The organism is Streptomyces sp. NPDC048600, assembly GCF_055587025.1.
Genome location: NZ_JBVJGZ010000001.1, coordinates 203404 through 218898, shown reverse-complemented (window position 1 = coordinate 218898; position 15495 = coordinate 203404). Strand labels below are relative to the sequence as shown.

The window sequence follows — 15495 nt, the reverse complement described above, 5'->3', positions numbered from 1 at the left end:
CAGCCTAGGGCCTGTGCACCCCATCCCGCCGGGTGCCCGCGACTGCGGTGGACCTGAAGATGCTCCCGGCCCTCGAACCGATTGCCCGGCAGCCATCATGCGCGACGGCCGTCTTTAGTAGCCTGGCCCGCACAGCGTCACATCGAGCGACATCGAGGATGACCGGATGCCGGAGGCCTCCGAGGAAGCTCCGGGCTTCCGGGGCAGAGCCATGAGCCTGGCCGTCCACGAGTTCGAGGGCGCCCACCGCGCACTCCCGTTCCCGCAGGAGGTCTTGGCCCTGCGTACGGCACTGACCACCGCGGGATACACACTCGAGAGTCACGACGGTCTGACGGCATCCGAGTTGGGGGCCAAGGCCACAGCGTTCCTGACAGCGCCGGGTCCCGGTCCGCGCATTCTGCATGTGCTCAGCCACGGCCTCACCGTGCCGCCGGTCGCGCGACTGCACATCGTGGGTGCCTGCGGAGGCTTCGACCAGACGACCGACGTCGAGCGATGGCCCGAACTCGTCGAGACCTATCACTCGGACAAGCCGTACACGCTCCTCGTCCTCGACCTGTGCCACGCCGGTCAAGCCGCGTGGCCGGAATGGATCCACAAGGCCGCGGGCTTGGACCGGCGGGTCTGGGTGATCGGCGCCTGCGAAAAGTCCGACAACGCCTACAACGCCCGTCTCACCCGAGCATTCTCCACGTTTCTCACCGACCTGCGCACCGATCCCGCCTCCCTGGGGCTCGACGCCACCTCGCCCTACGTTCCGTTCGCCAAGCTCGTGGAAGGCACCCGCGCACGGGTCGACGCGCTGGCCTCGGCCCCAGGCGCCAGCGAGCAACGGGTTACCGCCACCCCCTACGACGGGGAGTACCCGGACCTGCCGTTCTTCGACAATCCCCTGTCGGTCTCACAGGTCGTCCAGTGGGACGAGATACTCGACTTCGGCCACTGGCAAAGGGCGTCGACCGGACAGTCGTCGGCACGGCCCCACCGGCCGGGGGTCGGGTTCGTCGGACGATCGCAGGCACTTCGGGACGTCGCCGACTGGCTGGACGCCACCATGGACGGTGACCCCGGCCTCGCATGGCTCTGCCTGATCACCGGGCGGCGAGGTTCCGGCAAGTCGGCACTGCTAGGAGTGCTGGTCTGCGCGACGCACGAGGACTTCGACAAGACCGACGACCGCATCTGGCTGGCCCCGTTCGGCGCACACGCCCCCTCCCGCCACGGGCCCGGGCACATGGCTGCGGTCCACGCACGGCGGCGCGGCCTCACCGCGATCCTCGGCTCCATGGCGCGGCAGTTACGGGTGGAGGAACGCGTGCGGGAGAGACGCGCGGAGTTCTCCCCGGCCCGCAGCCTGTGCGAGGCGATCCGTGACCTGCCCCTGCCGCCCGTGGTGGTCATGGACGCCGTCGACGAGGCCGAGAACCCCGCTGAGGTCGTGAGCGAACTGATCCTTCCGCTGTCGGAACGACGCCCCGACGGCACCCCGCTCGCCTACTGTCTGGTGGGCGTACGTGACGAGGAGCCCGCCTCTCCGCTGTACGCGATGGCCCAGGAGTCGGGCCTGCCCGTCGACCTGGAGAAGGTCCACGCCGACACGCTGAACACCGAACTGCGCGCGTATGTGTCCATGCTGTTGCGGACCGACCCCTTCTACGCCGATACGCAGTTCAGCAAGGCCCGCCCGCTGTTCGCCCAAGGCATGGCCGCGGTCCTGTCCCAAAGACTGCCCGAGCAGCGGGGCGGAGAATTCCTCATCTCCGGGCTGTACACCCACCACATCCTCTCTCTTCAGCAGCCCGCCTTCGACGTCACGTCCGCGGCGGCGCTCGGCGAGGAGGTGCCGCTCGACCTTGCGGGCGTGCTGGACCTCGACCTGGCGACCGGGGCGGCTTCGCGCCCGCTGCGCCGGCCCCTGCTCACCGCGCTCGCCCACACCCGCGGCGCGGGCATGCCCGTATCCGTGGTGAGGTCCGTCGCGCGGCTTTTCGTGGCTGAGGGCACGCTGCCGGGACCGGACGAGATCCAGCAGGAGCTGGACAGGGAAGGGCACTATCTCCGCGTCTCCACCGACACCGACGGCACCCTTCTGTACCGGCTGTACAACCAGGGCCTGGACGACTACCTGAGGTCGGACCGGAACGACATCGACGGCGAGTGCCGGCGCACCGGGGTCCTGGACGCCGTACTCGCCTCCGGCGACGGGCTTTCCGCCTCCCGAAACCTGGTCTGGTCCCTGCCCTACGTACGCCGCCACGCCGCCCAGCACGCCGCCGACGAAGGACGGTTGCCGGACGTCCTCGTCCATCCCGGGTTTCTGGTACACGCCGATGCCGATGCGCTGGGGCCGCTGTTCACCGGTCTCCTGCCACGCACTGCCGATCCACGGGCCCTGCTTCTGCGGATATCGCCTGCCCGCGTCCGCGACCTGCCGTTCGGGGCACGGCGGCAGCTGCTCGCCCTGGAAGCGATGCGCTGGGGCCTTCCCGACATCGCGCATGACGTATTGGATACACCCGCCGTCGCCGCCGCACCCGCACGGACCGTGCCGCTCTGGGCGACCGGCACCAACCTGGACGCCCGTCAGCTGAGTGTGTTCTCCGAGCACGTGGACGCCGTCGACGCGGTGGTCGTGCTCGACCTCGACGGACGGCCTGTCTCCGTCTCCGCGGGTGCCGACGGCACGATCCGCGTCGCCGACATCGCCGACGGATCCCCGGTGGGAGAGCCGCTCACCGGACTTACCTCACAGATCACCGCGCTCACGGCCACCACCGTCGACGGCCGGGAGGGGCCGGTGCTCATCACCGGGTCGGCCAACGGACCGGTCCACCTGTGGGACCTGGCCACCGGACAGAGGCTCGGCGAGCCGCTGCTGGGCCACAGCGACCGGATCACCGCGCTGAGCACGTGGGCGGCTTCTGAGGGGACGTATCTGGTCACCGGTTCCGCGGATGCCACGGTGCGTCTTTGGCACCTGCCGGAGGGCACCGCGGTGGGTGAGCCGCTGACCGGTCACGAGGACGAGGTCACCGCGCTGAGCACGTGGGCGGCTTCTGAGGGGACGTATCTGGTCACCGGTTCCGCGGATGCCACGGTGCGTCTTTGGCACCTGCCGGAGGGCACCGCGGTGGGTGAGCCGCTGACCGGTCACGAGGACGAGGTCACCGCGCTCAGCACGTGGGCGGCTTCTGAGGGGACGTATCTGGTCACCGGTTCCGCGGATGCCACGGTGCGTCTTTGGCACCTCCCCGACGGCACCCCGGACGGCCAGCCGAGAGGCGGCCACGGGGACGCCGTCACCGCCGTGGCGGTACTGCCCTCGGACCAAGGCGCGATCGTCTTCTCCGCCGACGCGGCCGGCCGCATCCACCAGTGGCCCCCCGACGGCAGCCCGGCGAACGGACACGTGCTGCGCGGACACATGGGTGCGGTCACCGCCCTGGCCACGGGAACCGCCGCCCCGCATGCTCTGGTATCCGCCAGTGACGACGGCACCGTACGCACCTGGGACGTCACCGCACAGCCGTCGAAGCGGGAGCCGTCGCCGAACCCGGCCCCCGGGCACGACGGGCCGATCCGCGATCTGGCCGCGCTGACGACGAACGGCCAGGTCCTTGCCGTCAGCGGGGGAGCGGACCGTACCATCCGGCTCTGGTCGCCGGACGACGGGGCGGCCGCCGGGCCCGCGGCGACGATCGCCCTGCCCTCCGGCCTCTCCGCGATGGACTGCTGCGAGCAGGAAGGTCTCCTGGTCACCGGCACAGCCAACGGCGCCATCCTCCTGCACGGCGCCGACGACGGCGCACTCCTGGCCCGGATGGGGCCGCACCCCTCGCCGGTCACCGCGGTCCGCTGCGTCCTGGTCGGCGGCGCACCGTGCGCCCTGGTCACGCACCAGGACGGCGTGGCGCAGATGTGGGACCTGCGCGAGCGCAAGCCGACGGGAACGCTGCGGGGTCACCGGGCAGCGGTCACTTCGGTGTCCTTCTTCGGCACCGACCCCGTGCCGACCGCCGTGACCGCGGGCTACGACCGGACCGTTCGGCTCTGGGACCTGGCCACCTACACCGAATGCGGGCTGCTCCCCGGGCACAGCGACGCGGTGACCGCCGTGGACTGCATCATGGTCGGCTCCGTCGCCACGGGCGTGACCGCTTGCGCCGACGGGTCCGTACGGCTGTGGGACCTGGAGGGCCGAACACAGTCAGGCGAACTCGCCGGGCACACCGGGATGGTCACCTCCGTCGCCTGTGCCTCCGTGGACGAGGTGCCCACGGTGGTCACCACCTGCCAGGACGGCACTGTACGGCTATGGGACCTGACCACCCGCCGGATCGTGGAGGAGCTGGCTTTTCCCGAGCCCGTCCACCGGGCCCGCTGGCTGACCGAGGGGAGGCTCCTGTTCGGGTTCGGCAGGGACGTGGCCGTGTTCTCCGCGGGCGGCCTGCACACGCACGTCGAAGCCGACGAGGACTGAGACCGCTCTGCTCGCGTGCCGCCGCGCCGTCAACGGAGATGCTTGCCGAGGACCGCCGTCATCTGGCGGCACATCAGGTAGTTCTGCACCCCATGGGGGTTGAGGACATCCAGCGACACCTTGATGTCCTCGTCCAGCCCCTGGAACCTCTCGCCCAGCCGGCTCGGCGGCAGGGCCACCGGGTCCCCGACATCGGCAAGATTGACCCACGCCCCCACCCCCGGGGGCCTGATCCCCCTGCCGTCCGGCGTCGGGGCGAGCCGTTCGAACACGACCCTCGGCACACCGAGCGGGCTCCCGAGCGTCACCAGCAGCTCGATCCCCTTCCCCAGATCGGGATCCGCGCACAGCGCCTCGTACGTCACCACGCTGCCCAGAGAATGAGCGAGAACCGCCCGCGGGCGGTACAGGCGAATCGCCTCGGCCACCCGCTGCCGCGCCTTCTCGCGTCGGCTCGTATCCTGCGGGTCGAAGTAGCCGGCCAGCGAGTCGGAAGCGCGCGCCAGAAGATCGCAGAGGCTCTGGCCGAAGTGCCGGACCATCGCCTCGGCCGGCTTGCGGACCAGCCACTTGTGGGCGGCATTCTGACTGACCTCAGTGGCCCACTGGTCCCCGAACCTCTCCCGCCCGACTTCCGCTACCCAGGTGACGAACAACTCCCGGCCCACGGGGTCCAGGCTCTCCACATCGGCCGCACCCATGGCCACATCGCGTGCAAGGCAGTCGGCGTAGTAGGCCACGGGGAGTGCTTCCGGCCTCGGCCGGCCCGGGGCGTACTTCGCTCCGCCCCTGCTCAGCCAGCCCAGCCAGTCGGCCCCGATGGCCTCGGTCGCCGAGACCAGGTTCTGGCCGGCTTGCGTGAAGTACTTGCCATTGCCGATCCCGTGCACCCCGAGAATGGACATCCGGCCCCCGCATCGTCCGCCTTCGCCGGGCATCGCCGTGACGCCCGCGCCGGCGACCATCGTCGCAGAGGCCGCAGTTGAACGGCCGACTTCCGTGAAAGGCAGGCACCTGCCCTTCCCTGATCGCCCCGGCGGTACAAGGGTTGATGCGGCACGCGCACCAGGGCGGGCTGACGTTCGGAGAGTTGGAGACGGCGGAACGGATGCGGCTGGAGGCATGCCTGCGCCGTTACGGCCGACGCTACTTGGCCCCGCCCGAGGCGCCGCCGGTCTCTGCCGTGCCTGCTCGGATCACCGCCGAGGGTGCGAGACGGAGTGGCCCGGGGAGCCCTCCGGGATGAGGGTATGCGTTCGAACTTGAGTGAGCCGTGTTCTGAGGGAGACATCGTACGCCTCTCTTTGGGCGCGCGCCTGGGCATGGTCAGGCGTCATCCGCCTTGTCGGCTGCGCCTGTTGGGTCGGTTGGGCGGTGGGGGAGCGGGGCGGTGAGGTGCTGCCAGGCGGTCTCGGTGGCCGTGTCCTGCTCCGGGCTGAAGGCGACGATGCGTTGGCCGGGGTCGCCGGGCAGCTCGAGGTTCTCGTAGTGCAGGGCCAGCACGCCGGCATCGGGGTGTCTGAGCTTCTTCGCCCCGGAGGCCCGCAGTTCCACGTCGCCTGCTGACCAGTGGGTTCGGAAGGACCGGCTGGCAGCAGCCAGGTCCTCGATCAGCTGGGCCAGTTCGCTGTCCGCCGGGTGACGGGCGTGGACGAGCCGGAGTTGGGCGGCGGTGGCCGCGGCTACTTCGTCCCAGTCGAGGTAGAAGTGCGTGGCGGTCGCGCTCACGAAAAGGTGCCGGGCCAGGTTGCGTTGCGAGCCTGGTTCGCTCAGTACCGGCTCGAAGAGCCGTGCGCCCAGCGCGTTCGAGGCCAGGACGTCGAAGCGGTCGTTGATGACGAGGGCGGCGATGCCCGCCATGCCGTCGAGCATGCGCCGCAGTTGAGGCCGGACCCTTATGGGCGGGCGCCCGCTCGGGTGGCGTGGAGGGTGGGCGAGAGCGATGAGGTGGGTGCGTTCCACCTCCTCCAGGCGCAGTGCTCGCGCGATGGCGTCCAGCACCTCCGGCGAGGGGCCGGCCGATCTGCCCTGCTCGAGGCGCTGGTAGTACTCCACGCTGATCCCGGCGAGGTGGGCGACCTCCTCGCGGCGCAGACCAGGCACCCGGCGTCGGGCGCCGGGCCGGAGGCCGACGGACTCGGGGGTCACGCGGGCCCGGCGAGAGTTCAGGAAAGCTCCCAGGTTCTCCATGAACTCCAGTATGGCGAGGCGCATGGTGGCCCTGGCAGTACCCGTAAAGGGAGGGCCTGGGGCGCATTTCTATGGGGCGGCAGGCTCTCACCTGTACGCATCGCACGAGCCCGGAGGTCCGGACATGCCGACACGGTACGAGCGGGGACGCGCCCGGCAGGCCGAACTGGGTGGGGCCGGCGAGATGCGGCAGCGGGTCTACGACTCGCTGGCCGACATCGCGCCGGACCTGCCGAGGCTGGCCGTCGAGTTCGCCTACGGCGACATCCATGCCCGGCCCGGACTCGACGCCGGGCGGCGCGAACTGGTCGTCCTCGGCGTCCTCGTCGGGCTTGGCGGCCTGGAGGCGCAGATCGAGGCCCATGTCGGCTCGGCCCTTGGAGCCGGGGTCCAGCCGCTGGAGATCGTCGAGACGATCATGCAGACCATCCCGTACGCCGGCTTCCCCCGCGCCTTGGCGGCCATGTCGATCGCCCGCAGGGTGCTCGACGCACGCGGGCTGCTGCCCGTCCCGTCCCTCACGAAGGAGTGATCATGGAGCTTCAGGACCGTTACGACATCATCGAGACCTGCACCCGGATGATGTGGAGCGTCGACACCCGCGACTGGGCGTCACTGCCCGGACTTCTCGGCAACAAGGTGGTTCATGACTTCACCAGCATCTACGGGGGCGAGCCGCAGGTCTTGACGGCGGCTGAGGTCACCGGGATGTGGTCGAAGCTGATCGGTGCCTTCGACGCCACGCAGCACCTGCTCGGCAACCACTTGGTCACGGTCGACGGCGATCGTGGGATGCTCACGTCCTCCTTCCAGTCCTCGCACCGGCTGGCCAATCCCTATGGGTCGCCGCAGTGGACCCTCTACGGCACGTACCGATTCGGGCTGGCCAGGACCACCGCAGGTTGGAAGATCGATGAGATCGTCATGACCGCGGGCTGGGCCGAGGGGAACAAGGACATCCTGACCCTGGCAGGGAATGCCTCCGACTCGGTTTGAACTCGTGCTGCATGGTGCCCTGATGGCAGCCGACGTCCGTCTGGCCCCCTGTCCCCAGAGCGGTGGCAGCTTCTGAAGACTGGTGATGTGATCACCATGCACGAGGCCCGACCCGCTGCCGGAATCGCCGAGATCATCGAGTTCTTACCGCCTCACGTCCGAGGTCGCTGGGAGGGTGGGGCGACCGTTTAGCCGGGCAGCCGATCGGCTGCGGGCGATGTGTCCCTTGCCGTCTCACTCATCTGGTCGAGGGTGGATGGCGGGCGGCCGGGGAGAACCGATGCTCCGAACGATCCGAGCAGGCAGATGCACGCCGCGGCGAAGCAGGCGACGTGAAAGCCGTGCATGAAGCTGTCCTGCACCGCGCCGATGAGCCGTTCCTGCAGTGCCGGTGGTGCGTCCCGCGCGGTGGAGAGCGCCGCCGCCACGGACTGCTGGGCGGCGTCCACGGAGCGTGGGGGCAGCATGCCGAAGGCCGTGGTGGGCAGGTGCGCGGCGTACAGCGAGGTGAAGACGGATCCGAGGACGGCCACACCCAGCGTGCCGCCCGTCTCGCGGGTGGCGTCGTTGACCGCCGACCCGATGCCGGCCTTCGCGGGTGGGAGAGCACTGAGAATCGATTCGGTGGCCGGTGCCGTGGTGAGTCCCAGCCCGAGCCCCATGAGGATCATCTGCCCGACCACGGTGGAGTAGGGCATGAACGTGGGGGAGAACGCGATCCAGCCGAACGAGACGCTCAGCAGGGCGAGGCCGGCCATGACGGTGGAGCGGGTTCCCAGCCGCACTGCGATGGCCACCCCACCGAGGGATCCTGCGGCGATGGAGACCGCGACGGGCAGGATGCGCACGCCGGTGGACAGCGCGCCGTAGCCGCGGATGAACTGGAAGTACTGGGTGACGAGGAAGATGAACCCGAAGAGTGAGAAGAAGGCGAGGGTGATGGAGCCGCTGGCCGCCGAGAACGCGGCGTTGCGGAAGAGGGAGACGTCGATCATGGGTGTCGTGCGGCGCCGCTCCACGGCGATGAAGGCCAGGACGAGGAGGGCCGCAGCGGTGAAGCCGGCGAGGCGGGCGGGGTCGGTCCAGCCGCTCTCGGGGGCTTCGATGATCGTGTGGACGAGGATGCCCACGGCGGCCGTCGAAAGGATCAGGCCGGGCGGGTCGAGGCGGGCTTCGCGGGGGTTGCTGGACTCGGGCACAAAGATCCACGCGGCGATGAGCGCCACGACGGCTGCGGGCACGAGAGCGAAGAACACCGACGGCCAGGAGAAGTGAGCGAGCAGTGTGCCGCCGATCACGGGGCCGAGGGCCACACCCAGGCCCGTGACCGCGCCCCAGAGCCCGACGGCCTTGGCGCGTTGGCGGCGGTCGGGGAAGGTGTTCCTGATGACGGACAGGGTCGTGGGGAAGATCAGTGCCGCGCTGGCGCCCATGAGGAACCGGATCGCGACGAGCGCGCCGGCGGAGTCGGCCAGGCCGCCGATGAGGCTGGTCACGGCGAAGCCCGCGAGTCCGGCGAGCAGTGCGGGCCGCCGTCCGAAGCGGTCCCCCAGAGAACCGGCGGTCAGGACCAGGGCGGCGAAGGAGAGATTGTAGGCGTCCACGATCCACTGGAGTTCGCGTGTGGAGGCGTCCAGTTGGCGGCTGAGATCGGGGAGGGCGACGTTGACGATCGTCGTGTCCAGGGTGATGGCGAGGGCGGCGAGGCAGACGGTCGCCAGGATGAGGCCGCGCCGCGGATTGCTGAGAGGGGGCATGGCTACCTCTCGGTCAACACAGCATGTTGACGATGGGAACATGGACTCTTTGGGTAGATTTGCACTTTATGGTGACGATGTCAACATTTCCCCTGTCGGGAGGTGAGCGGATGCGGAAGCAGGCATACCACCACGGAAACCTCCGCGAAGCCCTCGTGGAAGCCGGCCTGTCCTTGGCCCGGACCGGCGGACCCAGGGCCGTGGTCCTGAGGGCCGTGAGCCGAGAAGCGGGTGTCTCGCACAACGCCGCCTACCGGCACTTCAGCGACCACGAAGCGCTCGTCGCGACCGTCGCGGAGCGCTGCATGGAGAAGCTCGGGGAGCTCATGACGGAGCGCCTGTCCGCCGTTCCCGCCTTGCGCCCGGCGCCGCGTGCCGTGGCCCGGCTCGAGGCGCTCGGCAGGGCATACGTGGACTTCGCCCGCACGGAACCCGGCTGGTTCCAGACCGCCTTCTCGGCGTCGGCGTCGCCCGGAGACAAGCGCACACTGCCCGTCACCGCGCCGACGCCGCACCCCTACCTACTTCTGACCGCCTGCCTCGACGAACTGGTGCAGGCATCGGTCATCCCGGGAGAGCGACGCCCCGGAGCCGAGTACGCCGCATGGTCCGCTGTGCACGGCCTCAGTCATCTGATCACCGACGGGCCTCTGCGCAGCCTGCCGGAGCCAGAGATCCAGCTTGCCGTGAGCACCACACTCTCCGTGATCGGCCGAGGCCTGTAACGCGGCGAGCACGTGGAGCCGATCGACCCCTCCCGCGGATGGTCGCAGGCACCCGCTGCGCGCGAGCCCAAGGCCGTGCCGCCGCGGGCGCGTGAGGCGCTGCGGCAGCGCTCCGCGAACATGCTGTGGGTGGCGGCTCCCTGCTGAGCCCGGTCCGCGGTGCCGGGCGTCAAGCAGGGAACTGCTCGACGAGCGAAAGTAGCGGAAGCGTGCGTGTCTGCTGCGGCTTCGGCCTCGCCCACGGCCATACGTGTCGTGCCTCCTGCCTGGCAGGCCCGGCAGGGGTGGGTCTGTGCGGCTGTGTCGGTGTGACGCGTCTCCTGGGGCCGTCCACGCGGGCGGCAGCCGACGCCTCGACGTCTTGGGTGGCCGTCGAGGCGCAGAGGGTCTTGGTCAGCCGCAGGTGATGCCCGTGATGACCACGTTGACGTCATTGCTGATCTTGATCCACGCGCTGGCGCCGGCACCCCTGCGGTCGACGGCGGGCTGGGTGGTGCCGTTCTTCTTCCAGGATGTGATGCAGCCCTTGTAGGCGCGGAAGCCGTCGATGTCCCAGTACCAATCGTCGCCGTCGCGGCCGTTGGGCACCTCGACGGTGCGGCTGCAGCCGAGCGCGTCCTTGTAGATGTAGGGCTCGTTGTTGGGCCAGCACCCGGCGACCATGATCTGGTGGCCACCGCTGCGGTTGTCGACGTCGCCGCACAGGGGCTCGACGCAGAAGTCGGTCGCCGCGGCCGACTGGGCCGGTACGAATGTGGCTGAGCCGGCCAGGACCAGCGCTGACAGGATGTGAGAGAACGATCTTCGCACAGTTTCTCCTGATCATGACGTGGGCATGACAATCGCAACGTAACTCCAAGGCGACAGGCATGACAAGGGGTCGCGCAGGAGGCGCCGTCGGCCTGCGGACACATGCCGACGCGTCCAGCCTCTGCGACCGCGGCTCCGAACCCGGATCACGCCGCAGGTCGCCACGGAGCCGGCTACATTCCCATCGCCACGCGGCCGGTCAGGGTGCCACTCGCCGGTGTGGCACGCGGCTCCTGGAGTCGCGGAGCTCCCGAGCCCGGCTCTCGGTGCTCTGGCCGTGGCTCATGCGGTTCCGGCCGGAGTGACCTTGACGAAAGTGCTGCGTCGCGTCGCCGGGTCCAGCACCGCGACCTTCAGTGGAGACCGGGCGGCGGCCTGGACGCGAGCCAGCCATTTCTGGTTCGGCACCAGGATCGTCAGCCCTGCCGGCCACCCGACGAGCGCTTCGGGATCCGGGCAGACCACACCGGCGAGGCTGAAGCCGTCGCTCGCCCACCGCGGTCGCGCGTAGACGAGCAGGCCGTTGCCGTGCGAGGGGCTCTGATCGCCGTAGGTGATCGCCTTGCCCGAGGCGGAGCGGACCATCTGTGTGAAGGATTCCCATGCCAGCGGGTCCAGGCCCGCGTACTCGAAGAAGCCCGCCAGCCGCCGCAGTTCCGCCTGACGCTCCTCCGAACGTGCTCGTGCCCGCTGCTCGGCGTCCCGGCGGCGTCGGGCTGCAGCGGCTGCCCGCTCCTCCGCGTCCTTGCGCCTGCGCTCGGCGGCGGCGGCCCGCTCGGTGGCCTCTGCCTCTGCCTCCAACCGGGCGCGTGCCCAGGCCAGTTCCTCGTACGCGGGGGCTGTCCACCACACCGCGCCGTTCGCTGCGGTGTGTGCACGCACCCGTCCGCGCAGGATCCACTCGACCGCGTCGCCGAGCGCGCAGGTGATGTGCACCCACTTCGCCCTCGCCTTCAGCGTGGTGGGCGCCCACACGTAGCGCGCCATTCCACGCTCCACCGCCCAGTTCTCGATCCGCCGGCCTGGAGGGCGCACGGTCAGCGTGGGCACCACGCGCGCCCACGGCCGGTCCTGCAAGGCGACCCAGCACACCGCCACACCGTCCTTGGCATAGCGGTCCGTTCGCATCAGCGCCTCGTCCGGCGTCATCGGCGACAACTGCGCCTCCAGCGCCATGAAGGCACGGCCGTCTCCGTCGAAGACCAGCACATCGGCACGCCAGTTCCGGGTGTCACTGCTGACCTCAAGTTCTGCCCTCCACCCTGCCGCGCGGGCGGCCAGGGCCAGCTCCAGCTTCAGCAGGTGGTGCTCCGCCGACTCGTTGGCCAGCTCGCAGTCCTGCGGCCGAACCTGGTGGTAGAAGTGCCGCACACGGTGCTGCGAGGCGCGGGCGAAGACCCGCCCGCCGCACTCCGGGCACGCCAGTTGCAGCCCCTTGACCCGATGGACGTCCGCCCACGCTCGACCGCATCCGAGATCGTCCAGCGACGCGTCCAGTCGACCCCAGACCGGGTGCAACGCGGTGTAGCCCATCAGTCCCCCTTGTCCGCCAACACCCAGCGTCCCCTGGCCAGAACCGGCACTGGGCGTAGTCGTCCCAGAAGGGCGGGAACTGTGCGCTGAGGTGGCCGGTGACGGGGAGAGCGCCGGAGCCCCGCCGACAGGGACCTACGACCAGCAGGCGCAGGTTCACCGCGACGCACGCCCGACCCGGCGGACATCGCCCGCATCCTGATGTGCGTCAGCCCGAACAGCCAATCGGCAGTTTCGCATCTTCGACCGCGCGGAATGGGGTGCGTGACCTCACCGCGGAGCAGCCGGACGAAGCGGGGTCGGCGCCTGGTTCCGGCATCCATGGTTCAGTGACACGCTCGGGTGGGCCCAGACCTTCCTCAAGGCGGGCGCGGGGGCGTTCATCGGCACGCTGTGGCCCGTGCGGTCCGACTCGGCCATGCAGTTCGCGAAGGCCTTCTACGGACAATTCCTCGACGGCGGGATGCCCTTGGGACAGGCGTCGTTGGCCGCGCGCCGGGCCACCAGGGACCTGGACGGCGACCCGACCTGGCTCGCGTACGCCGTCTACGGCAGCCCCGCCGCCACGGCCACGAGCCGAGCACCGACGTGATCTACGAGGCCCCTGCCGTTCCGAACGGACATACGGTGATCACCAGCCGTCGACGGGACGCGGCCGTGGCCGTTGGGGTGAGGCCGAGCCGACCTCGTGTCCAGTGACGACCACATCGACAAGAGAGCCAGGGAACAACCCGAAAACCTCGGTAATCGTGTCCACCATCGCGGGGTAGCCCGAGGCACCTGCGGCTGGCCCGGAACCCACCACGGAGTAACGCCGCACTGACGGCACTGCCGTACCGTCGACTCGGGCCGAGATTTCGACACGGCGGGAATCCGTAGCCCGAGGACAACGCGCGGCGCTCCCGCAGGGGAAAGGTGGGATCTGCTCCACAGCTGAGAATCCTGCGACAGCGGTCGCTGGTGCGGAGGGTGACCATAAACACGAAGCCTGCGTGCGGACCTGAGCGCGACCCTGAGTTCTTTGCCGAGATCGACAAGGTGTTCGCGCGATACCCCGAAGCTGGCCGTAGATATTCGGTGCGTTGCTTGAGGCGCGAACTTGAGACGCTGAAGATCGACTTCACCAGGCAGGTGGGTCTGTCACGAGTCGAGGACGGCCGGATCATCACGGAGTTCCATGATCGAGACGACGATGTGGTGCGGTCGTCACACCACGCCTGCTGTGTGTGGCACGAGGGCCACTGCTACGAGCAGTGTCTGGAGTAGCTGGCTCTCTGCGCCTTGCCGCAACGCCCCGACTGCGGTGCAGCTCGGAGAATGGCCGTGCGAGGGCGTGGCCGATTGCCCCGGCTCTATGGGCTGGGACGTGGGAGGGCTGACGGACGCCCTCACCGGAGCCTGCTCGGTGACCGCGACCGCTGCGGCATGAGCAGCCTCCACCTGCTCATGCCGGCACGGCTCCTTGCTCAGCGCAGCCGGCCCCGCAGCGCTCTTGCGTTCCACGTTCCCGATTCTGCGCTGCGGCCAGACGCCCGGAGACCCGGCCGTGCCGCGCACCGGCGAGTCAAGTGAGGTGCCGCTACCGAACCGGGCCAACTCCCCTCGCACGCTTGTGCGATGATGCTCGGAAGATCATCGCCTGGGGTGGGACCGGGTGCGCGAGAAGGGTGGGGCCCGGCGTGGCCAAGGGTGAGGGATCTATACCGGACGAAGAGTGGGAGCGCTTCCTTCGCGACGCCGAGAGGGGCACCGCGGGAGCGCCGCAGGAGCCGTCGGCGCGGGCCCGTACCGTGGCTCGGCGGTTGCGGGAGGAGAGCGATCGGCCGGCGCCCTGGCGCGGTCATCCGCCCGTCCGTCGGCAGCGAGGAAAGGGCTGGTTCGTGGTCGGTCTTCTGACTGCGGTCGTCCTCCTGGTTGTAGCGGTGGATCCGGGCCGGGTGACCGGGTGGTTCGACGGCGGAGACGGGGGAGACGGGAGTCCGCCGCTCGCCGTCGAGTCGGCACGGCCCGACCAGCCTCCGCCGACACAGTCGGCGGACACCCCCACCCTGGAGGAGCCCTTCAGAGGATCACCCGCCGCGCGGTGGGGCAACGGGTCGGCCGGGATCGGCATGCCTGACGCTCGGGCGACCGGGTGGATGAGCAAGGATCAGGTCGCCCAGGCGCTGCAGAAGACCCGGGACTTTCTCGCCGCGTCCAGTCTGGATCGTGACGTTCTGCTCGGGGGGCGGCCGAAGAAGGCGATCGCCCTGATCAATCCTCACCAGCAGGACGTCCAGGACTACCTGACGGCCGCGTTCCGCTCGCCCACTCAGGAGAACGATCCCCGGCTTCTGTTCAGCCGGTTCGAGAAGGCGAAGATCCGGCTCGTCGGCGACGTGGTCAAGGTGCGAGGGCGGATCACGTTCCGGGAAGGCGAGCGCGGTGCGCTGGAGGTGACCACGGATGTCACCTACGTGTATCCGGTCGCCCGCGCGGTGAAGGGCAGCGACGAGGTGACGCGGACCATCGTGCGCCGCGAGGTCGTGATGAGCTGGGACGACCCCGCGAAGATCATCATCGAGCCGGACACGTTCTCCCTCGTGTCCTACTCGGTGGACACGACCAACGGTGGCTGCGACACCTATACCGGCTATCTCACTCCAGAGTTCAACGCGGAGCTCGCCTCCTCGCGCCCGGGGGACGGTCCCGAGGTCGATCCGTACGACCGGAGCACGTCGATGGAATCCCGGATGCGGGAGGCCGACGGCTCCGGATGCGGGACGGCGACGCGCTCCTGAAGGGCGGCGGTCCATCGGGCAGGTGCCGGGGCGGTGAAGGCCGTCAGGAGGCCTGCTGAGACTGGGCAGGCTCCGCAGGCCTCCTGGGGCCGCGTCCCGCAGCACGGTGACGGTGGGATGACGCCGTACTGACGGGGCGGCCGTACATTCGAAGCGGGGTTGACGATCCCGGTCGGGGTCCATCGATTCGGCGTTGCGATTCGACTTGAACCGGAATGCTC

General features: G+C 69.7%; 11 protein-coding genes and 1 pseudogene. 7 read left to right on the top strand and 5 right to left on the bottom strand.

The window, feature by feature from the left end; translation table 11 throughout:
• Positions 1–166 precede the first annotated feature (166 nt).
• Positions 167–4483 carry a hypothetical protein gene (locus ACZ6SQ_RS00945; RefSeq protein WP_469555151.1) on the top strand — a complete coding sequence of 1439 codons (4317 nt, stop codon included), beginning with the start codon at positions 167–169 and terminating at the stop codon, positions 4481–4483.
• A 29-nt stretch (positions 4484–4512) separates the two neighbouring features.
• Here ACZ6SQ_RS00945 and ACZ6SQ_RS00940 read toward each other — a convergent pair whose 3' ends face one another.
• The gene (locus ACZ6SQ_RS00940) at positions 4513–5448 is read right to left on the bottom strand and encodes a hypothetical protein (protein ID WP_469555147.1); all 936 of its coding nucleotides are present in this window, start codon (positions 5446–5448) and stop codon (positions 4513–4515) included.
• 361 nt (positions 5449–5809) lie between these two features.
• On the bottom strand, positions 5810–6697 hold the full coding sequence (locus ACZ6SQ_RS00935; protein WP_469555144.1) for a helix-turn-helix domain-containing protein: 888 nt from the start codon (positions 6695–6697) through the stop codon (positions 5810–5812).
• 100 nt (positions 6698–6797) lie between these two features.
• On the opposite strand from ACZ6SQ_RS00935, the gene ACZ6SQ_RS00930 reads away from it, so the two are divergent.
• Both ACZ6SQ_RS00930 and ACZ6SQ_RS00925 read left to right on the top strand, forming a co-directional pair.
• On the top strand, positions 6798–7205 hold the full coding sequence (locus ACZ6SQ_RS00930) for a carboxymuconolactone decarboxylase family protein (RefSeq protein ID WP_469555141.1): 408 nt from the start codon (positions 6798–6800) through the stop codon (positions 7203–7205).
• Positions 7206–7207: 2 nt separating this feature from the next.
• The gene (locus ACZ6SQ_RS00925; RefSeq protein WP_469555138.1) at positions 7208–7669 is read left to right on the top strand and encodes a nuclear transport factor 2 family protein; all 462 of its coding nucleotides are present in this window, start codon (positions 7208–7210) and stop codon (positions 7667–7669) included.
• 188 nt (positions 7670–7857) lie between these two features.
• On the opposite strand, the gene ACZ6SQ_RS00920 is transcribed toward ACZ6SQ_RS00925, so the two are convergent.
• Positions 7858–9426, bottom strand: a complete 1569-nt coding sequence (locus tag ACZ6SQ_RS00920) for an MFS transporter (RefSeq protein WP_469555135.1) — start codon at positions 9424–9426, stop codon at positions 7858–7860.
• Between the two features lie 110 nt (positions 9427–9536).
• Here ACZ6SQ_RS00920 and ACZ6SQ_RS00915 point away from each other — a divergent pair, with 110 nt between their 5' ends.
• Entirely contained in the window at positions 9537–10151 is a 615-nt protein-coding gene (locus ACZ6SQ_RS00915) for a TetR/AcrR family transcriptional regulator (RefSeq protein WP_469555132.1), read from the top strand.
• A 393-nt stretch (positions 10152–10544) separates the two neighbouring features.
• On the opposite strand, the gene ACZ6SQ_RS00910 is transcribed toward ACZ6SQ_RS00915, so the two are convergent.
• Positions 10545–10961: a hypothetical protein gene (locus ACZ6SQ_RS00910; RefSeq protein WP_469555129.1), complete on the bottom strand. Its 417-nt coding sequence runs from the start codon at positions 10959–10961 to the stop codon at positions 10545–10547.
• Between the two features lie 282 nt (positions 10962–11243).
• Complete coding sequence (locus ACZ6SQ_RS00905; protein ID WP_469555127.1) at positions 11244–12494, bottom strand: competence protein CoiA; 1251 nt, start codon at positions 12492–12494, stop codon at positions 11244–11246.
• A 346-nt stretch (positions 12495–12840) separates the two neighbouring features.
• On the opposite strand from ACZ6SQ_RS00905, the pseudogene ACZ6SQ_RS00900 reads away from it, so the two are divergent.
• The 3 genes and pseudogenes from ACZ6SQ_RS00900 to ACZ6SQ_RS00890 all read left to right on the top strand — a co-directional run.
• Positions 12841–13086, top strand: a pseudogene (locus ACZ6SQ_RS00900) (CHAT domain-containing protein); the annotation flags it as partial.
• 494 nt (positions 13087–13580) lie between these two features.
• Positions 13581–13760, top strand: a complete 180-nt coding sequence (locus ACZ6SQ_RS00895) for a hypothetical protein (RefSeq protein ID WP_469555124.1) — start codon at positions 13581–13583, stop codon at positions 13758–13760.
• Positions 13761–14173: 413 nt separating this feature from the next.
• The gene (locus tag ACZ6SQ_RS00890; RefSeq protein WP_469555121.1) at positions 14174–15274 is read left to right on the top strand and encodes a hypothetical protein; all 1101 of its coding nucleotides are present in this window, start codon (positions 14174–14176) and stop codon (positions 15272–15274) included.
• Positions 15275–15495 lie beyond the last annotated feature (221 nt).